Genomic DNA, 19,081 nt, shown 5'->3' on the forward strand with positions numbered 1-19,081 from the left:
GAATGTCAATACACATACGCTAATTGTAATCGCTAACATGTTGTCTGCCAAGTTTTTCCACCCGGCCGGCGGTCAATTTGCTATAATGAATACAGCACTTTGACACGTGGCGTGCCGGTGTATTCTATGTTTAGAAAGCAGGTGGCCGGATGGCAGCCTTTTTCACCCGTTGTAAACAATTCCTGCGGCGCTATCCGCTGCTCGTATTAGTCACGCTGGTCGCTGTCCTGGCCTTCGGGTTTACCACGGCACTCGCGAACTATAATATGATCACCGTCCGAGCCAGCGTCTTGAACGTCCGCCAAGGTCCTGGCCTTTCCTATAATGTGATGGCTCAAGTTTCTGGCGGCCAGAAATACACGATCCTCGATCAGCGCAACGACTGGTATCAGATCCGCCTAGACAACAATCGGATCGGCTGGCTCGCCAGCTGGCTGGTGGATAATACTGAAGTATCTCAAGCGACCAATCGCGTCGGCTTAGTCACGGTGAATGAGGCCAACATTCGCCAGTCGGCGAATACTGCCGCCCAGGTGCTGGGCACAGCGAAAAGCGGCGAGAAAGTCACTGTCCTTTATCAAGCCAATGGCTGGAGCCAAGTGCTGGTCAATAATTCCGTCGGCTGGATGCGCAACGATACGATCAAGCTGACCAATGAGACAGCCAGCACCGTGCAGACCAACGACGGCAGCAATGCACAAGTGTCCCAAGCCGCGATCAAGACCGTGACGACGAAGCAAACGGCTTACTTGCGATCCAGTCCCAGCGATGAGGCCTCTGCGGTGACCGCGCTGTCAGCGAATACGACCCTCACCTACCTCGAAACGACGGGGCAATGGTACTATGTGCAGACGAAGAGCGGGCAAAAGGGCTACGTTGCCAGTTGGCTGGTGAGTTTGTCGGCCAATGACACCGCGGCCAAGACTATTCCCACCAAGCTGTCAGAAGCGACGATCATGCTCGATCCTGGCCACGGCGGCTCGGACTCCGGGGCTATTGCCAATAACGGCACGAGTTTTGAAAAAACGTATACGCTTGAAACCGCCAAATTGGTGGCAGCGGCTTTGCGCGCTGCCGGCGCCAAAGTCATTATGACCCGAACCAGCGATACCTTTGTTGATCTGGGCCCGCGGGCGGACATGGCTAATAAGGACGGGGTGGACGCCTACATCAGCATCCACTTCGATTCCGCCCCCACTGCCAACCAGGCCAGCGGTTTCACGACTTATTATTACAACCCAAAGAAGGACCTTGGCCTCGCTAAGTCCCTCTCCACTGCCCTTGGACAAGCCTTACCCTTGACGAATAAAGGTGTTTCTTACGGTAACTTCGAGGTTCTGCGGGACAACGACGAACCCGCTGTTCTGCTGGAGCTGGGTTATATTAATAACGATACTGACTACAAGGAAATCAAGTCAGCTAATTACCAGCAGCAAGCGGCTAATGCGATTACGCAGGGGTTGTTGAAGTATTTCCAGTAAGAATAACGTAAAAGAACCTGCCCGGATTTTCCCCGTACAGGTTCTTTTTTTGACATAATGAATGTAACTTTATTTGCGCCATCTAGTGCCAATGCGTAGCAAGCGAAGGCAAAATGGGCTCAGCTGTGGGAACCGCAATAATCTCTCCCGCACTTGGCGAGATTATATGCGGTTAGGCGTGTTTGAGACAGCGTACTTTGCTGGCTCAAACCGCCGTCACAGCGTTCCAGCCCATTTTGCCGCAGCTTGCGGAGCATTGGCACGGCAGTCAACGACGGTTTTCTTACTCAGTACGCATTCTCATCATCATCATTGCCCTGGGTCAAGAAGTACGGCTGAATATCGGCCAGATCCTTCACCACCGCGTCGGCACCGGCGGTATCGCCGAATCCATCGACATCAAAGAAAATGGTATGCACGCCGGCCTTTTGGCCCGCTTCCACATCGATCGCCCGGTCGCCGATCATGACGGTCACTTGCGGATCTAATCCGTAATGCTCGACTAGCGCATTGATGGCCGTGGGATCCGGTTTCCGTGGGAAGCGGTCGCTGGCCGTGACGATACCAGTGAACAGTTCGGACATCCCTTCAGTGGTCAAGAAGGACAGCGCTGAGCGATCCCGGTGGGTCCACAGGAAATTGGCGCCGCGATCACTGATCAACTGCAAGATTTCCCGAGCGTGGGGATAGATTTCCGGAGATTCCGGCTGATACTGAATTTCCAGCGCATGCATCCGGTCTTCCATCGCTTGCAAATCCAAGCTGTTTTTAGCCGAAACCGTTTCTAAGACGTGGCGAATCGATGTCTTCTTGATTTCCTTGTACAATTCATCATCCGGAATCGGTTGTGAAAACTCGCTGAGCGTTTTGCTCAGAGCCTTCAGCAAGCCTGGATAGGTGTTAAATAAGGTGCCGTCGAAATCCCAAATTGCGTTGATAAAATGAAAGTCTGCCATCATTACCGTCCTTCTTTTTCAGTGTCATAGATGATCGTCACGGGCCCATCATTGATTAAATGGACTGCCATGTCGGCGCCAAACTCACCGGTTTCAACGTGGATCCCAGCGTTCCGCAAACCGGTGTTAAAAGCATTGTACAGCTGCTCACCCAGCGCCGGCGGGGCAGCGGCTGAAAAGCCCGGGCGATTGCCATGGGCGGTATCTGCATATAAGGTGAATTGGGATATTGAAAGCACGGCGCCATTCACCGCAGCCAGATCCAAGTTCATTTTGCCGGCGGGATCGCTGAACACGCGCAATTTGGCCACTTTATGCACGAGATAGTCAACATCGGCTTGGCTATCCTCGGCACCCACACCGACTAAAATCATGAAGCCCCGCTGAATCGCTCCGACGGTTTGGCCGTCGATCACGACAGACGCAGCGCTGACCCGCTGCACGACAATACGCACGATTTTTCCTCCTCTAACCTTTAACCTTGGGCGCGTTTCACTTCATACACGTCCGGAATATTCTTGATACTGCTGATCATGCGGTCCAAATGGGCAGCGTTGCTCACGCCGACCGTCACATGGATATCCGCCATTTTGTTATGATCGACCCGGCCATTGATATTGTTCAGATTCTTGGTCTGGGTATTGAGCACTTGCAGGACATCGTTGAGCAGACCGTTGCGATTGTAGCCGTAGATTTCCAGATCCGCATTGTAAGACATGGAGGGATCCGACACATCTTCCCACTCCACGTCAATCAGCCGGCCAGGAATGCTCCGGGCGGATTGGACATTGGGGCAGTCTGCCCGGTGGATGGTGACACCGCGGCCCTTGGTGACATAGCCGACAATTTCATCCCCAGGCACCGGATTGCAGCATTTGGCGAGATGAATCAGAAGGTTATCGACGCCTTGGATGACCACGCCATTTTCATGCTTGACCTTCATGGTTCCCCGGGCCGGCGTATCCTTGGTAATCGTCGTCACCCGCGGGTTGGTCTCCATGATCTGCTTCTCGCGTTCCTTTTGGGCTGCCTCTTCCTTGGCTTTCCGGGTCTTTTCGGTGAACCGATTAGTCACGATGAGCGGGGATAATTCGCCGTACCCCACTGCCGCGAAGAGTTCGTCTTCAGTCCCGAAATTGAATTTATCCAGCATCTCGCTTAACAACTGGCGGTTTTCCAAATAGTCCTTCGGGGCATAGCCGCCATCCAGCAGCTGCTTCTCCAAAAGGTCATGGCCCTTCTCGATGTTTTCTTCCTTATCCTGCTGCTTGAAGAATCGGCGAATCTTGTTGCGGGCCCGGGAAGTTTGCACCATGTTTACCCAGTCTTGGCTGGGTTTGGCATTAGTCGCCGTGAGCATTTCTACGATATCGCCGTTCTTCAATTGATAATTCAGCGGTACGATCTTGCCGTTGACCTTGGCGCCAATCGAATGGTTGCCGACTTCGGAGTGGACCTGATAGGCAAAATCCAACGGCACACTGCCTTTAGGCAGCTCGTAGACATCCCCCCGGGGAGTGAAGACATAGACTCGGTCGGAGAAAATATCTCCCTTGACGCTCTCCATGAAATCGGCAGCGCCATGGGTCTCATCCTGGATCTCCAGAATTTCTCGGAAAATATCCAGTTTTTGACCGTTACGATCCAGATGGACCGGACTCTTGTCGCCCTCTTTGTATGCCCAGTGGGCAGCGACCCCGTATTCAGCCACATGGTGCATTTCTTCAGTCCGAATCTGGACCTCCAGCGGCTTGCCCTGAGGCCCGATCACCGTGGTGTGGAGGGATTGATAGCCATTGGCCTTAGGCAGGGCAATGTAATCCTTGAATCGCCCGGGCATCGGCTTCCACTTGGAGTGGATCGCACCTAAAACGGCATAGCAATCTTTGATGGACGGTACGATCACCCGAATTGCCAGCAGATCGTAGAGTTCATCAAACTGTTTATGCTGATCGCGCATCTTCTTATAAATGGAATAGATGTGCTTCGGCCGCCCATAAATCTCGTAGTGCAGATTCAGATCGGCGATCGTCTTCTTGATCTCCACAATGGCGTTTTGAATGTACTTTTCCCGCTCGCCCCGCTTCGAATTCATCAGGTGCACGATGCGGTAGTACTGCTGGGGATTCAAATAATGGAGGGATAGATCTTCCAGTTCCCACTTGACCCGGCTGATGCCCAACCGATCGGCCAGCGGCGCGTAAATCTCCAAAGTTTCATTGGCGATCCGCCGCTGTTTATCCGGACGCAAATGCTGCAAGGTACGCATGTTGTGCAGCCGGTCCGCCAGCTTAACCATGATCACCCGTAAGTCCTTGGCCATCGCCAACAGCATCTTGCGGTGGTTCTCTGCCAATTGTTCCTGGTGAGAGAGGTACTTGATTTTCCCCAGCTTGGTGACCCCATCAACGATTACCGCGACATCGTGGCCGAACACTTCTTCCACGTCGCCCAGGGTGACGTTGGTGTCTTCTACGACATCGTGAAGAAAGCCGGAGGCCACAGTTTCTGGATCCATCTTCAATTCTGCGAGAATACCGGCGACCTGAATCGGATGCATAATGTAGGGTTCACCGGATTGACGCCGCTGGTCCTTGTGGACGTAAGCAGCGAACTCATAAGCTTTTTTAACTAAGGCCAGATGGTCGTCATTCATGTATTCGTGACAAATGGCAAAAACATCATCGGCGGTAAATTCACGTTCTTTGGGCATAGCGTTCGACCCCTCTCTGAATCGGCCGGCCAACTGGCAGCAGCCAACTCAACACCAAATTGTACAAAATGTGAAGAAAGACACCCATCCTCAGACGCGTGCCTTTGCCTCCCTCTATTTTGCCAGAAAAATTAAAGAATAACAACTTGCTGAAACTAAAACTTTTTAATCGTACTGCCCCAGCCAAAACCAATGTAGCCCAGACATAAATACAAGGCACAAAACCAGTAATTATAGTCTGCGTAACGCCACAGGACCAGCAGAGCAAAAATCGCTGCCGGGAGTAAAAGCCACCAGCCGCTAGTACGCGACCGGCGCAGCCAGATGCCGCCTAAAAAACTGCCCAGTCCATTGAGGATCATAAAGAGCCAAAGCACCCGCTGAACTACGGGAATCCCAATCAAAGAGAACAGCAGCGGCAAGAGACCGAAAATGCCGATCACGACGACCAGGTAGCGGCACCATGGCCGCGCCCACATTGTTTTTATCGATTCCAAAATTCAATCATCCATCCAATTTACTTTTAACATGCCAACATCATAGCATAAAGCCCAGTCCTAGAAAAGCCGCCGGACCGCTATCCCACTTCGGTTTGCCGCTTGGCGGCAATGGCCGCCCATTCGCCGTTCGTCAGGGTATAAATGGGAACCAGGCCATGCTGGGCTAAGGCTGCCGTGATCGCCGCTGTTTTATCCCGGTAGATGCCAGACAGGATTACCGTGCCCTGGGGCCGCAAATGATCTGGTAATTGTGGAATCAATGGCAGGAGGACTTCAGCCAAAATGTTGGCCATGATGATGTCGGCCCGCTCGGTGACATCAGCCAACAGATTAGCCGGTTCGAGACGGATATTGCGGGCTTGCGGGTTAAGTTTGATATTGCGGCGGGCCACGTTCAATGCTTGGTCATCAATGTCGGTGGCCAAGATGCCGGCCGCCCCAAACAGAGTGGCCGCAATACTGAGGATACCAGCGCCAGTGCCCACATCGATCAGGCTTTCACCGCCCCGCATGATCATTTCTAATAACGCGAGGCTGAGCTGAGTAGTGGGATGGGTGCCGGTGCCGAAGGCTTCCCCTGGATCCATCCGGATAATCTGTTCCTGATCGTTAGCTGGCTGGTAGTCGGACCATGCGGGAACGACCGTTAAAAAGCGGCTGATCCGTACCGGCCGATAGTATTGGCGCCAGTTGGTACTCCAGTCCTCATCTGCGATGATCTTCGTACGTACCGGACCCGCCGCAGCGGCCGTGAATCCGGCTTGGGGCAGTGCAGCCACCCGGCTTTGAATTTGGGCAAGCCGAGCAGCATCCTGATCATCCACCGGATAATACGCTGTGACAGCAGCCCCTGCCTGGCGATGGGGAATGGTTCGCCAATCAAAGACTTCGTCGGCCGTCCGGGCTTGAATATGCTCCGGATCCGCCGCATCAGCGACCTGCACGCCATTGGCGCCGGCCGCCGTGAGAATTTCACTCACCGCGGCCACTGCGGCGGTCGTTGTTTCCACCGTGATTCTAAACCATTGCACTAAATCTGCTTCCTTTCTCATTGGCGGCCGGAGGCGGCCGTGATCGTCGGCAAGCCTAAGGTCACGTCATAAATCTGCATCGGATAGGCTTGGAGCTCAATACCCAGCTGCTGCTCGTCGGTGACCAGCAACGGCGCCATCTGCTTTAACTTCGGCCGTTCTCCGAGTTTGATCACGGCATACACCGTTCGCACCAATTGGCGCATCTGCCCCGCTGAAATAGCAAACGGCGGTGTGAAGACCAATGTCACGCTGGTCATATCCGGACTATCGTCATCCACGTGCAGTGTGTTGACATGCATTCCCAGCAACTGGCGGGAGTCGTGGATGTGCTGCAAGAAAGCCAATACCCGGCCCGGGGCAAATGCCCCTTTAATGATAAACATATGCCATGTGACCATGATCAGCGCCTCCCTTTTCTTCCATTATGGCACAGCTGGCGCCGGCCAAACAACGGCGACGGGCAAGAAAGGCTGCAGTCACCGAAGGGAACTTAAAAAAACAAGTGTTTTTTATATAATAAGGTAAAACTTATGTTGACCATTAGTTTTATAGATGGTATTCTATTTTTAGGCAAGCGGTACCAGCTGCTGCCCTGTTGGCTGTTATCCTGTATATGACAAAGAAAAAGGTGACTATCATGCGCAATATCATTACGCCCGCTCCTTACGAGAAGGCCTACACCATTGTTCTGAACCGGATTCTCGCCCGCTTCACCATGTTCGATGACGTGTTCGGCGAATACAAACGGACCGTGTTGAAGATCGTTCGGGGCCGTTGTCTGGCATCCGAGAATCTGCAAGACTTAGCCCGGTATTGGGAGCGCAACTGCCAACAGTTCAGCCGCTTCTTGGACTGTATTGGCCAGACTGCCGCACCGCCGGAATTTCAGCAATTCCATCAAGTTCTCACCGGTGAACTGCGTCATTTTTACAATCAAGTGTGTACTGCCCAGCAAGCCATCAACTGGGGACAGAATTCGTGCTGCCAAGCGACCCTGCAGGATGCATTCAATGAAATGACCTGCATCCGAGACCGGATCGACCATGCTCTGCAAAACGTCAACGGCGTCGCCATGTAACCCTCACGTGTATTCACCCACGGGGGCTCGCCAGTGAATACATATCAGTACCATTCCCCCATTTCTTTAATCGTGTTTCATAGTGTTTCCCACATCCCACAACAGTGTTTCCCACATGAACGGGCTGATGCGGCCATCCCTAAAACGGGCTCAGGCCGGCAAAAACTAGGGCAGAAGGGGCAAGGGACAGTAAACCTAAGTGCGGGTTTTCTGTCCCAGTTTTCCTCGCGTAAACGGGCTCAGGCAACCAGAAGCTAGGAGATAGGGACGGCAAGGCAAAAACCCAAAACCGGGGTTTGTGCCTTGCCGTCCTTATCCCTACGCTTCTGAGCGGTCGCCTTCGCCCTCTCCTGAGCCCTCTGAGTTGACACCTCTATCCTTTCGGTGTTACTATTCAATCGAACAAAGGAGGTGATGTCTTTTGACTAACGGAAGTAGTCTTAAGACATCAGCTCTGGAGTTAAATGCCTAATCGCGTTTAATCTTCAGGCCTGATGTCGAAGAACAAAATGGAGCTGCCTAATCAATCAGGCAGCTCCTTATTTTTTGTCTAACTTTTGGTCCCCGGCTTTGGACTTGCCGGTGTAGTTTTTCTGCAAGCGGGCGAATGCTTTTTGCACCTCTTGCAGATGACCGGGATCTTCCCGGACTTGGTGCATCAAACTGCTGAAGTCGTGGGCGGCCACGTCATCAGTTGCATCTTTTTTGTGAAACTTAAACCATCGCATGTCCTCACCTGTTTCGAGCACCATTATATCAGCATTGCCCCGCTTGTAAAACTGTGCCGCTTCACGGGAAAGGAAGATCTATGTGAGTAAGAAGAAACATGGCGAAATGAAAACGCTCGTCGAAAAAATGTTGGACAAGGCCAAAATCAGTTATGTGCCTTTCACTTTTCCGACCCATACCGCGGGTGATGTCCAGCAGCTGGACACTCAGGAAGCCGGTGTTGATCCGCATCTGGTCTACAAAACGATTGTTTTTGCGGGTAATAAAACCGGCCCGGTAGTCGGTGTCGTCCCCTTGGATCGGCGGGTCAGTTTGAAGAAAATTGCCAAAGTATCCGGCAACAAGAAAGTTGAACTGCTGCCGCTGAAAGATCTGGAGAAGACTACTGGCTATGAGCATGGCGCCAACACGCCCATCGGTATTCATGAAACTCATAATTACCCGATCTACATCGATGAGGTGGCCCAAGATCAACCGCAAATCATTGTCAGCGCCGGCAAAGTTGGCCGCTCGGTGGGCATCGATCCGACCGTCCTAGTCAACTTTGTGGCCGGTCATTTTGCCGATATTGGCGAGGCCGATGAGTAAAGCCGATAGGCGTCTTCGTTGCATTTTACAGGGGGCTAGTCCAGAATATTAGTAATGAAGCATTGCGTGAAAGAGAGGATGACCCGCATGTTTAGTACAAATCGGTCGCGGTATGCGACCTTTGGGGTGGTTTCCGCGGTCCCCGGGACAATTATTGATGAAATATGGCATATCATTGACGACTACTTACAGGGCGTTTTGCCCTTAGAAAATGTGTTGAACTTTGCCTTCAGCAATCGGTCTGGTAAATTAACGATCACGTTTTCTGAGGACGGTACAGATGTAACGATGGGCTTTGATACGCCCTACGCGTATGCCAGCCAATTGCCGAAGACGGTCGTCGCCTATGATGACGGTCAAAGTCAAACAATTATTCTGCCCTCAGAAATACAATAACAACCGTTTCCATTCTTGTTATCGTGGGAATTGTTACGTGCCCCTAACAATTTGGTAAAAAATGTGTTATAATGTTCGCTAGCGGGGTGATGTAATGTATACAGTCGTATTGACCACCAACAAGGGTGAACATAAGGTTCAGGACGTAACGCAGGTCGTTGTCACCACGACAACGGTCACCGAAAAGAAGCCCGTCACTGAGTTTCAAAGCGTAGAACACGCCAAACGATTCATTTTCTTTGATGACACGTCGCTATTGTACGGCATTGATGCCAGCAAAGTGAACGAGGTTAAATATTTCAAACAAGAAGCAACTGAACAATGATCGTGGTTTAGATAGACGCGCCCAACGCCCTTACGGCTGCGGCGCGTTTTTCTATTTTCTTCAAAACCGCGATTTTTTTGTCTTCTTTTTCCCACTTTGGCGTAACTGCGGGGCGCGCGGTGCAGGGAGACTTAAACTAGCGCGGTTGCACTGGTCTAGAGTGATTGCATACGCTATAAGTTAGGAAATCAGCACAAAAGCGCCCGAGAAAATTCACATTTTTTCGGTAATGTACATAGTGGAGTTGATTAATGCGATGAATCAAACAGAAGCACCAGCGCAGATAAACAGCGCGGCCGCGCCAGTCAAAAAGGCCCGGATCGCCTGGGTGGATATTGCCAAAGCAATCGGTATTTTGGCCGTTGTGCTTGGTCATGCCTATCCCCATAAGGACACCCTATACGAAGTGACCTACTGGTGGCACATGCCCCTCTTTTTCTTCATCGGCGGTTTCTTTTTAAAACCCCTCCCCCACACTTGGCAAGCCGTTCGCCGCTTCTTTCAGCGAAAAGTCTGGCCCCTGTATCGGGATTACTTAGTCGCCGGGGCAATCATCATTACCATCAATTACTTTACGGAGCATCGGACTGTCGCCTATTCACTGGATTACTTCCGCCGGCTGCTCTATGGTGGCACCGTCCTGAATGGCTACACCAGCGCCTTCTGGTTCGTGACGGTTTACTTATTGGCCCAAATCGGCGTGGTGGCGCTGATCAGTTACGTCAAACCGCAGTGGCTGCAGTGGCTTGTGGTCATTGCCCTCTTCATCATGGGCACCAGCTACGATAACGCGCAGCAGCTTTTTGGCTTTCCGCTCCCGGGGAACGCTGACGTGACCTTGATGGCCATGTTTTACATGTATGTCGGGTACCGCCTGTTTCCGTTGCTGAAACGCATCGTCGCCTCGCCCGTTTGGTTGGGCGCCTCACTGCTCGGCGCGGCCGGCTTTGCTTGGGCGCAATACGCGGATAAAATCGATCAGGTCGTTTACATGAAGTCGCACAATGTCACCGACGGCCTATTCGCTGCGACGGTCCCTATTCTTTTTGTCCTGGTGGTCATCGGCATTGCCTATCAGCTGGGGGAAACGAACCTGTCTCATCAGCTGCAGTGGCTGGGTAAGCAGTCCATGATCATCATGTTCAGTCACAAGGCAGTTTTTTATATTCTAGAGAAGATGTCCATCACCAATTGGGCCATCTTAGCGCTCTTCGGCGTGATGATTCCCATCACAGGCGTTATCCTATACCGCTTATCCCGGCGCATGTTACAATCATCCTTGAACCTGACGGTGTAACGCGCATATATGGAGGATATCCAGGATGAAAAATAAAAAATGGCTTTGGTTTATTCTGGTCGCGGTCGTCCTGATAGGCGGCGGCGGTCTTTTTTTCTGGTACCAGGCTCAGGCGGCTCGCCCCCGGGCGACACCGGCAGACGTGGGGCATTATCATACCCCGACCTTGTTCGTCCACGGCTTTGGCGGCGGTTACGGCTCGGAAAAAGATATGATTGACGATTTAAGTCAGCACCCAGGATTCCAGCAAGTGCTGCGTTTTGATGTCGATGCATCCGGCCATGTGCGGACCAGCGGACACTGGTCTGTGGGCGTCAAATATCCGCTGATTGCCGTGGTTTTCGCGACCGGCCGGCCAGACGCGCAAGCACTGGTGCCGATCCTGACTCAGCTGAAGAAAACATATGGTATTAAAGCGTTCAACGCGGTGGGCCACTCAGCCGGTTCGGTGGCTTGGGCCACTTGGGCAGTGACCGACCGAACCGCTGCCCAACCGGATTTACACCGGCTGATTACCATCGCCGGCCCCTTCAATGGCTTCCCCGGCATAGATCAGCAGGCCGCCACGGCCACGATTGGCAAAGACGGCAAGCCCAGCTACATTTCACCCAGGTACGCCCCCTTGGTGGCGAACCGGCAGCACTTCCCCACCACCGCGGCCGTCCTGAATCTATATGGCGATTTGGGTCACGGCACGGACAGTCGGGTGCCGGTAGTATCCGCCCGTGCACTGGGTTACATTGTCCGCGGTCGAGCAGTCAGCTATACGGAGCGCGTGATCAAGAATAGCAAGGCTCAGCACAGCCAGCTCCATGAACACAATCCGCTGGTGAACCGCTACTTGTATGAATTTCTCACCACCGGCAAAGTGAAATAGATAAGAAAATGGCCTCCGCCCGCAGTTTGGGCAGAGGCCATTCGTTTATTTTCTGTTTTTGTCCCGGGTGACCCACCAGGCCACGATTGGTCCGGCAATCAGGATGATAACGGCCGCGATCAGGACGATCACCGCTACATTACGCATTGCCTTCGCGCCCCATCGGTCCGGCTTGATGAATCGCGGGGGTGTGATGCGGACTATTGTGCATGATCAGCCGAATTGAAATGACCAGAAGAATCAACCCCAGCCAGAACAGGTTAGGCAGAATGAACATCACAATATACCCAGCCAGCCCCACTAGATTTCCAGCCAAAACCCAGGGGTATGGTAAGGAAATCAGGTACGACAGGATATGTAATAAACCGCCGATGATCCCGATGAAAAACGTCTTCGCCGCCAATGCCCAATACGTGGCAATGAATTCCTGCCAACTGAAAACAGACATGTTGATCAAGAAAATCATGACCGCTTCAACGGCAAAGGCAAAGAGAAAAACCAGACCATACAACGCCGGTGCTTTACGCCAAGAAAATCGCATCGATACTCACTCCCTGCAATAAGTATACCTGATTCGGCCCGGGGACGGCATTATTTTTTTGCGTATAAAAACGGTTACTCGGCCGCATTTTGCCCCGTAATGTGGGCCAATTCTGCTTCGGACACCTTAACCATCTTACCCGACACCATCCGAGCGATCCAGACGTGGACATCCTCGGTTGATTGTTCGATAAACTCGATCTGCGCGGGATTGATCCACGTCGGATCGAGTACGTACTCGTGTAAATAGACCATCGCTAACACCTCCCTGTTGATTATGACACAAAGCCAAAAATAAAACCCGCTAAGCGGAGATCATCCAGCTTAGCGGGTTGTGAGAGGAGAGTACAGGATTTGAACCTGCGCGCCGGTATTAGCCGGTTCGCCGGATTTCGAGTCCGGTGCATTACCACTCTGCCAACTCTCCAGAACGCATACTATCTTACCAAAAACATGCGTCCTTGTCCATTTTAATACTGCATTAAAGTGAACATATCGTACCCTTTGATCTTGTCCCGGCCATGCAGGTCCGTCAGCTCGATCAAGAAGGCGGTGCCGACAACGATGCCGCCCAGCTCTTCCACCAGTTTGATTGTCGCAGCCAATGTACCGCCGGTGGCCATCAAATCGTCCACGACCAGCACCCGCTGGCCGGGCTTGACGGCGTCCTTGTGCATATATAACGATGCCTGGCCGTATTCCAAATCGTAAGTCACCGATACTGTCGGTTGAGGCAGCTTGCCCTTTTTCCGAGCCGGGGCAAAACCGACTCCCAGCTTATATGCCACCGGACAGCCGACAATGAAGCCACGGGCTTCCGGGCCGCAGACCATTTCCACATTTTTCGCCCGCGCATAATCCACGATGGCGTTTGTAGCGGCGGCATAAGCCCGGCCATCTTCCATTAACGGGGAAATGTCCCGAAAAATAATCCCTGGTTCCGGGAAGTCCTGCACATTGGCCACGTAGTCTTTAAAATTGATCGACATGTTTTCTCCTACCTTTGTTTAATGAAATTGGTCACTGAGCAACGCGCGCACCTTGGCCCAAGAACCGGTTTGCAGAGTCTGCGCAAATTGGATTTGCTGGACCCGGGCTTGGTAATGGGGCGCGGCGGTGAGCGCTTGGGGCGTCAGGTCGGCTTGGAAAGCAATCATATCGCCCGCCATGGCCAGAAAGCCCAAATCGAAGAATACCTGAATAATGAAGCGGAGACTGGGCACATCCAGTCGAACTTGTGCGGCCAGGGCCGGCAAGTCTTTGGGAGCGACCCGCTGCTTGGCTTTGAAGAGGTTGAAAACCTGCCCGAAGACTTTCTTTCCGGGCAAAGCTTCATCCCGCCGAGCTTGGGACGCATAGAAAATGACCCAGACCTGTTCGGGGGTGACGTTTTGCCCCAGGGTTTGCAGCTGGGCGAGATCCGTGGGCGCGTCCACCAGCACTAGCTTAGTGTACTGTCTGATCTGCGGGTCGTCAAACATTATTCGGGGTTGGTCTTGGAGGTAATTAGACAGTCGCTTGGCGTAGGCCTTTTGGAAAAAGACATAGGCGGCATCAAGAGAAAATTGAGAACGTTGCAGTGTACTGGAGCGCCAATCGTTCAGCAAGGGTGTGGCCGTGACCACATCCAGCAGTTGAAACTGCACGGTCGTTTTACCGTTCCAGGTGTTCTGCTGGAGCGTTCCGTACAGGGTAACGTCATCTGCGCCCACCAGACTGGGACCCATAGCGGCCAAATTGAAGCCCACTGTATTGACACTCTGTTTGGTGCCCACGATTTGGCAGCGCAGGTGATCCTTGGTTTGACCCATGGTTTGGACCCCCCGAATCAAGTCTGGCACTACCGCCAGAATCGGCCGCGGATTGGTATTACCGAAGGGGGCCAAAACCGCCAGCTGATCATAAAAGGTCATGGTCAGCTCATCCACCGCTACACTGAGATCGGCCGTCTGGGCCGGTTTGGCCCCAGGCTTGAAGTCTTGGGCCACTGCGGCATCCTCCATCGCCTGGGCGAGGGCCGGGACATTAGCCGCACTCACCGTCAGCCCGACTGCCGCCGCATGGCCGCCGAAAGCGACACAGGCGTCCCGCTGGGGATTCAGTGCTGCGAACAAGTTGTAGTCGCCGGCGGTACGACCGGAACCCTTGTAATCATCCGTGGGCTTCTCGCGACTGAGCACAATGGTCGGCTTACCCGTCGCTTCCGCGACATGGTTGGCGACGATACCCAACACCCCTTCGTGCCACCCTTCTCCGGTGATGACCAAAGTCCGCCGGGCCGCGTGATCCGCGTCTTGCGCTTGGCGCAGCGCGGTATCGGCCATTTGCTTCACCCATGTTTTACGGGTGCTGTTCGTGTCATCCACCTGTTGCGCCAACTGGGCGGCTTCGTCGGGATCGAAGGTGGTCAGCAGCGTCACGCCCACTGTCCCATCATCCACCCGGCCTAGCGCATTGAGGCGCGGCGCCAAAGCAAAGCCGACCGTTTCCTCGTCGATGGTTTCCGGCGCGATTTGGGCGACTTGATACAGCGCCTGTAAGCCCAAGCGATCGGTCTTTTGCAGCTGTTGCAAGCCGTAGGTGGCAATCACCCGGTTTTCGTCCACCAGGGGCATAACGTCGGCAATCGTCCCAATCGCCGCCAGATCCAGCAGGTCAACCGGCACAGTATCCATCAGCGCACTAGCCACTTTAAAGGCCACACCAGCCCCACTGAGCTGACCAAAGGGATACGTGCTGTCCGGATAGCGGGCATGAACGATTGCTGTCGCTTCCGGCAAAGTTTCCGGCAATTCATGGTGGTCTGTGATGATCACGTCAACATTATGATCATTACAGTAAGCCACTTCATCGTGACCGGTCACGCCATTATCCACAGTGATAATCAGCTGCGTTCCGGTTTCGACCAGATACTTATAAACCGCCAGATTAGGTCCGTACCCGTCGGTGAAGCGATTCGGAATATAGAAATGCACATCCGCCCCAAGATTATCCAGCGTCTCCTGCATGATTGCGGTGCTGGTGATGCCATCGGCGTCATAGTCGCCGTAAATCGTGATCTTTTCCCCTGCCGTAATGGCCTGTTTGATTCGGTCGCAGGCCTTGGTCATATCATGCAGAGCAAACGGGTCGTGCAGATCGGTCAATTGCGGCGCGAGGAAATGCTTGGCCGCTTCTGCCGTCGTGAGGCCCCGAGTGCGCAATAAATGAGCCACAGTCACCGGTTGGCTGATGGCTGCGGCCAGAGTTTGATCTTCTTGAGTGATTGGGTGCGGTGCCGTCCACGTAAAACGATTCAATTCGCGACCTCCATTTTCGTTCGTAACCAAGGCTTCCATTATAGCAAAATTGCGGGCAAACAAAAATCCCTCAAGAAACGAGGGATAGCGAGGCTACGGTGCAAAGACCGCCAACGTTTGCTTGTTAGCCACCGTCGTATTGATCAAATGTCCGCGCACCGCCCAGCGGTTCACGCCGCCGTCCGCACAGGTGATCAGCGTGACCATGGCCGTCCCCGCAACGTCATTGATCAGATAGACCGCCGTGGGGTCCACGATTTTCTTCCAGGTGATCTCATAGGTATAAACATGTTCCAAATCGGTCAGATAGATGCGCTGACCCAGTTGGGTACTTTCTAAAGGAGAAAACAAAATGCCCTTGTTGGTCATGTAGTGCCCGGCCAGGGCGTAATTCCCCTGCCCCATCACTTGATCGGGTTTCATCGTGCCGCCGCCGGTGGACAGCGCCGTGTCGCTGAGGCCTTTGACGATGGGCAGGTGCATGCCCACAGCCGGAATGGCCAGCTTGCCGATCACACTGGCATCGCTTTTCACCGCCGCCTGAACGACTTGTTGGGTATTGATGCTTTTGACTTTGGAAAAATTGAATTCGCCCTTGGCCAATTCATTTTGCTGGATCTGCTGGCGGCTGACGTTCATCTGCCGCTCGGACATCGTACTGACCAACCAGTTCTTGATTGGTTCATTAAAAATAAGCACCAAACCAATAGCAAAGACCAAACCTAAAAAAATACGCAGTACGAGCCTGCCTGCTTTTTTCATCCCCGGGGCCGCGCTCCTTTCGTCCTGTTGTATACAACCATATGCTAGCGAATTGCCGGGCCGCCGTCAATCTTTGTGCCCAAAGCCGGCCAGTGGGCGTGTCAACTACTGCAACCGCTCTCATTAAAATTTTCTAAAGCGCCACCAACGCCGACCCAATAAGGTTCCCGACCTGTCAGCAAATATTCAGTAAAAGATATTTAGTAAAATTTACTAAATCCATGGTATACTACATTTGCAGAATAAAGAAAGAGGTGTCCACAATGAATCATTCAGAATTGCTGGAACAATTCCAACAACAGTTTAATACCCCCGCAAAGGCGATGTACTTCGCACCCGGGCGGATCAACTTAATCGGCGAGCATACGGATTACAACGGCGGGCACGTTTTCCCCTGTGCCATTAGCTTAGGCACATACGCCGTTGTCGCGCCCCGGACCGATCACGAATTTCGGCTGTATTCCGCCAACTTTGCGGACAAGGGGATCATTTCTGTTCCCTTGGACGAGTTAGAAAACAAAGCAGGTTACGATTGGGCCAACTTCGTTGTCGGCACCACGAAATTTATGGCGGAATCCGGAACCATTGATCACGGGCTCGACATCTTCTTCTGGGGCAACTTGCCCAACGGTGCGGGTTTGTCCTCCTCCAGTGCACTGGAACTCGTAACGGCTAATTTATTGGCTGACCAGTTCCAGATTACGATGTCTCCGGTGGACATGGCTAAACTGGGCCAACGGGTGGAGAATCAATTCATCGGTGTTAATTCCGGCATCATGGATCAATTTGCCATTGCCATGGGCCGCAAAGACCACGCCATTCTATTGGATACAAATACCATGGAATATGCCTATCAAAAATTAAACTTAGGCGATGCCAAGATCATCATCATGAACACCAACAAGCGGCGGCAATTGTCCGATTCCAAGTACAACGAACGCCGAGCTGAATGTGAAAAGGCCCTGGCCTTGATTCAAAAGGGCGACGACGTGAAGAGTCTCGGTGCCCTGTCCTTGGAAGAGTTCGACGAATACACCTACCTGATCAACGACGGCACACTGATCAAGCGGGCGCGGCACGCGGTGGTTGAAAACCAACGGACCATGGAGGCTGTTGATGCCCTGCAAAACAACGACTTAGCCCAATTCGGCCGGTTGGTCAACGCCTCCCATGTCTCCTTGGAACATGATTATGAGGTGACTGGTATAGAACTGGATACCCTGGTCCATACCGCTTGGCAGCAGTCTGGCGTGATCGGCGCGCGGATGACTGGCGCTGGTTTTGGCGGCTGCGCCATTGCTTTAGTGCATGACGATGCGATCCCGGCCTTCGAAAAAGCCGTTGGCGACACCTACAAAGAGAAGATCGGTTATGCGGCCGACTTCTATGTCGCCGAAATTTCCGACGGCCCGCACCGGGTTGAACTGTAACAGCAGGTAACTCCGCAACACGATTTTCCACAACACAACAACACACACAGCACAGATCAATGGAGGTATTTTAATGACAGTATTAGTATTAGGCGGCGCTGGCTACATTGGGTCCCATACGGTAGACCGCTTGGTGGACAAAGGGTACGACGTGGCCGTGGTCGATAATTTAATCACCGGCCACGAAAAGGCGATCAACGCCAAAGCGCGTTTCTATCAAGGCGATGTGCGGGACAAGCTCTTCATGCGCGAAGTCTTCGACAAAGAGAACATTGACACCGTGATCCACTTCGCGGCCTTCTCCATTGTGCCCGAGTCCATGAGCGATCCATTAAAGTACTTTGATAACAACACCTACGGCATGACCGCCCTCTTGGAAGTCATGCGCGATGCCGGCGTGAAACGCATCGTCTTCTCCTCCACCGCGGCCACTTACGGTGAACCTAAGCAAGTGCCGATCAAGGAAACCGATCCGCAGATTCCCACCAACCCATACGGCGAAAGCAAGCTGGCCATGGAAAAAATCATCCACTGGGCCGATGTGGCTTACGGCATCAAGTTCGTCGCGCTGCGCTACTTCAATGTGGCTGGGGCCAAGGATGACGGTTCTATCGGTGAAGACCACCATCCGGAAACCCACCTGATTCCCATCATTCTGCAAGTGGCCAAGGGCCAACGGGATAAGCTGACCATCTTTGGCGGCGACTATCCCACCAAAGACGGCACCAACGTTCGAGATTACGTCCACGTGATGGACCTCGCCGATGCCCATATCTTAGCGATGGAATACTTGAAGCAAGGCAATGACTCCACCGCCTTCAACCTGGGGTCTTCCCACGGCTTTTCGAACAAGGAAATCGTTGACGCTGCGCGTAAAGCCACCGGCAAGCCGATTCCGGCCGAAGTTGGTCCGCGCCGGCCAGGTGATCCGGCGACCCTGGTCGCTTCCAGTGAAAAGGCCAAGAAGATACTGGGCTGGGAGCCGCAATATGATGACATGGAAAAGATCATTGCCACGGCGTGGCACTGGGATCAGACTCATCCCAACGGCTATAACGACCGGCGCTAATCCCTGA

Annotated in this window: 21 protein-coding genes and 1 tRNA gene; 9 read left to right on the forward strand and 13 right to left on the reverse strand. The window is 53.0% G+C overall.

Translation table 11 applies throughout. The annotated features are described in order from the left end of the window. The first annotated feature begins 149 nt into the window (after window positions 1-149). Complete coding sequence (locus FMM01_RS04920; RefSeq protein ID WP_150391814.1) at window positions 150-1,481, forward strand: N-acetylmuramoyl-L-alanine amidase family protein; 1,332 nt, start codon at window positions 150-152, stop codon at window positions 1,479-1,481. Window positions 1,482-1,768: 287 nt separating this feature from the next. Here the strand turns inward: FMM01_RS04920 and FMM01_RS04925 are convergent, their stop codons facing one another. From FMM01_RS04925 to FMM01_RS04950, 6 genes are all read right to left on the reverse strand, one after another. After that, window positions 1,769-2,440 carry an HAD-IA family hydrolase gene (locus FMM01_RS04925; RefSeq protein ID WP_150391815.1) on the reverse strand — a complete coding sequence of 224 codons (672 nt, stop codon included), beginning with the start codon at window positions 2,438-2,440 and terminating at the stop codon, window positions 1,769-1,771. Then, entirely contained in the window at window positions 2,440-2,892 is a 453-nt protein-coding gene (gene dtd, locus FMM01_RS04930; RefSeq protein WP_027828052.1) for a D-aminoacyl-tRNA deacylase, read from the reverse strand. The genes FMM01_RS04925 and dtd overlap by 1 nt, the downstream gene beginning before the upstream one ends. A gap of 20 nt (window positions 2,893-2,912) precedes the next feature. Then, complete coding sequence (locus FMM01_RS04935) at window positions 2,913-5,150, reverse strand: RelA/SpoT family protein (protein ID WP_150391816.1); 2,238 nt, start codon at window positions 5,148-5,150, stop codon at window positions 2,913-2,915. Window positions 5,151-5,305: 155 nt separating this feature from the next. Continuing rightward, entirely contained in the window at window positions 5,306-5,647 is a 342-nt protein-coding gene (locus FMM01_RS04940; RefSeq protein ID WP_150391817.1) for a hypothetical protein, read from the reverse strand. An 80-nt stretch (window positions 5,648-5,727) separates the two neighbouring features. Beyond that, on the reverse strand, window positions 5,728-6,681 hold the full coding sequence (prmA, locus tag FMM01_RS04945) for a 50S ribosomal protein L11 methyltransferase (protein WP_190973455.1): 954 nt from the start codon (window positions 6,679-6,681) through the stop codon (window positions 5,728-5,730). 17 nt (window positions 6,682-6,698) lie between these two features. Further along, entirely contained in the window at window positions 6,699-7,082 is a 384-nt protein-coding gene (locus FMM01_RS04950; RefSeq protein WP_063515464.1) for a hypothetical protein, read from the reverse strand. A 239-nt stretch (window positions 7,083-7,321) separates the two neighbouring features. On the opposite strand from FMM01_RS04950, the gene FMM01_RS04955 reads away from it, so the two are divergent. Next, complete coding sequence (locus FMM01_RS04955) at window positions 7,322-7,762, forward strand: hypothetical protein (protein WP_146993801.1); 441 nt, start codon at window positions 7,322-7,324, stop codon at window positions 7,760-7,762. Window positions 7,763-8,301: 539 nt separating this feature from the next. Here FMM01_RS04955 and FMM01_RS04960 read toward each other — a convergent pair. Then, entirely contained in the window at window positions 8,302-8,490 is a 189-nt protein-coding gene (locus FMM01_RS04960) for a hypothetical protein (RefSeq protein ID WP_146993800.1), read from the reverse strand. A 106-nt stretch (window positions 8,491-8,596) separates the two neighbouring features. On the opposite strand from FMM01_RS04960, the gene ybaK reads away from it, so the two are divergent. From ybaK to FMM01_RS04985, 5 genes are all read left to right on the forward strand, one after another. Continuing rightward, window positions 8,597-9,079, forward strand: coding sequence for a Cys-tRNA(Pro) deacylase (gene ybaK, locus FMM01_RS04965; protein WP_035439997.1), 483 nt, complete (start codon window positions 8,597-8,599; stop codon window positions 9,077-9,079). Window positions 9,080-9,166: 87 nt separating this feature from the next. After that, window positions 9,167-9,475 carry a DUF960 domain-containing protein gene (locus FMM01_RS04970; protein ID WP_081674695.1) on the forward strand — a complete coding sequence of 103 codons (309 nt, stop codon included), beginning with the start codon at window positions 9,167-9,169 and terminating at the stop codon, window positions 9,473-9,475. A 94-nt stretch (window positions 9,476-9,569) separates the two neighbouring features. After that, complete coding sequence (locus FMM01_RS04975; protein WP_027828059.1) at window positions 9,570-9,800, forward strand: hypothetical protein; 231 nt, start codon at window positions 9,570-9,572, stop codon at window positions 9,798-9,800. A gap of 256 nt (window positions 9,801-10,056) precedes the next feature. After that, on the forward strand, window positions 10,057-11,097 hold the full coding sequence (locus tag FMM01_RS04980) for an acyltransferase family protein (RefSeq protein ID WP_186810113.1): 1,041 nt from the start codon (window positions 10,057-10,059) through the stop codon (window positions 11,095-11,097). A gap of 25 nt (window positions 11,098-11,122) precedes the next feature. Beyond that, window positions 11,123-11,974 carry an alpha/beta hydrolase gene (locus FMM01_RS04985; RefSeq protein ID WP_150391819.1) on the forward strand — a complete coding sequence of 284 codons (852 nt, stop codon included), beginning with the start codon at window positions 11,123-11,125 and terminating at the stop codon, window positions 11,972-11,974. A 139-nt stretch (window positions 11,975-12,113) separates the two neighbouring features. On the opposite strand, the gene FMM01_RS04990 is transcribed toward FMM01_RS04985, so the two are convergent. The 6 genes from FMM01_RS04990 to FMM01_RS05015 all read right to left on the reverse strand — a co-directional run bounded on the left by FMM01_RS04990 (window position 12,114) and on the right by FMM01_RS05015 (window position 16,575). Next, window positions 12,114-12,515, reverse strand: coding sequence for a hypothetical protein (locus FMM01_RS04990; protein ID WP_063515460.1), 402 nt, complete (start codon window positions 12,513-12,515; stop codon window positions 12,114-12,116). Between the two features lie 74 nt (window positions 12,516-12,589). Beyond that, window positions 12,590-12,769, reverse strand: a complete 180-nt coding sequence (locus tag FMM01_RS04995; RefSeq protein ID WP_027828062.1) for a hypothetical protein — start codon at window positions 12,767-12,769, stop codon at window positions 12,590-12,592. 84 nt (window positions 12,770-12,853) lie between these two features. Beyond that, window positions 12,854-12,941, reverse strand: a tRNA-Ser gene (locus FMM01_RS05000). Between the two features lie 43 nt (window positions 12,942-12,984). Continuing rightward, window positions 12,985-13,503 carry an adenine phosphoribosyltransferase gene (locus FMM01_RS05005; RefSeq protein WP_027827743.1) on the reverse strand — a complete coding sequence of 173 codons (519 nt, stop codon included), beginning with the start codon at window positions 13,501-13,503 and terminating at the stop codon, window positions 12,985-12,987. Window positions 13,504-13,521: 18 nt separating this feature from the next. Further along, a complete protein-coding gene (recJ, locus tag FMM01_RS05010) occupies window positions 13,522-15,813 on the reverse strand; it encodes a single-stranded-DNA-specific exonuclease RecJ (protein ID WP_190973456.1) in 2,292 nt (763 codons plus the stop codon). Window positions 15,814-15,906: 93 nt separating this feature from the next. Further along, window positions 15,907-16,575 carry a class A sortase gene (locus FMM01_RS05015; RefSeq protein ID WP_150391821.1) on the reverse strand — a complete coding sequence of 223 codons (669 nt, stop codon included), beginning with the start codon at window positions 16,573-16,575 and terminating at the stop codon, window positions 15,907-15,909. A 263-nt stretch (window positions 16,576-16,838) separates the two neighbouring features. On the opposite strand from FMM01_RS05015, the gene FMM01_RS05020 reads away from it, so the two are divergent. Together FMM01_RS05020 and galE are read left to right on the forward strand one after the other, a co-directional pair. After that, entirely contained in the window at window positions 16,839-18,005 is a 1,167-nt protein-coding gene (locus tag FMM01_RS05020; RefSeq protein WP_150391822.1) for a galactokinase, read from the forward strand. A gap of 73 nt (window positions 18,006-18,078) precedes the next feature. Then, entirely contained in the window at window positions 18,079-19,074 is a 996-nt protein-coding gene (gene galE, locus FMM01_RS05025) for a UDP-glucose 4-epimerase GalE (RefSeq protein ID WP_063515456.1), read from the forward strand. Window positions 19,075-19,081 lie beyond the last annotated feature (7 nt).

The organism is Schleiferilactobacillus harbinensis, assembly GCF_008694105.1.
Classification (GTDB): domain Bacteria; phylum Bacillota; class Bacilli; order Lactobacillales; family Lactobacillaceae; genus Schleiferilactobacillus; species Schleiferilactobacillus harbinensis.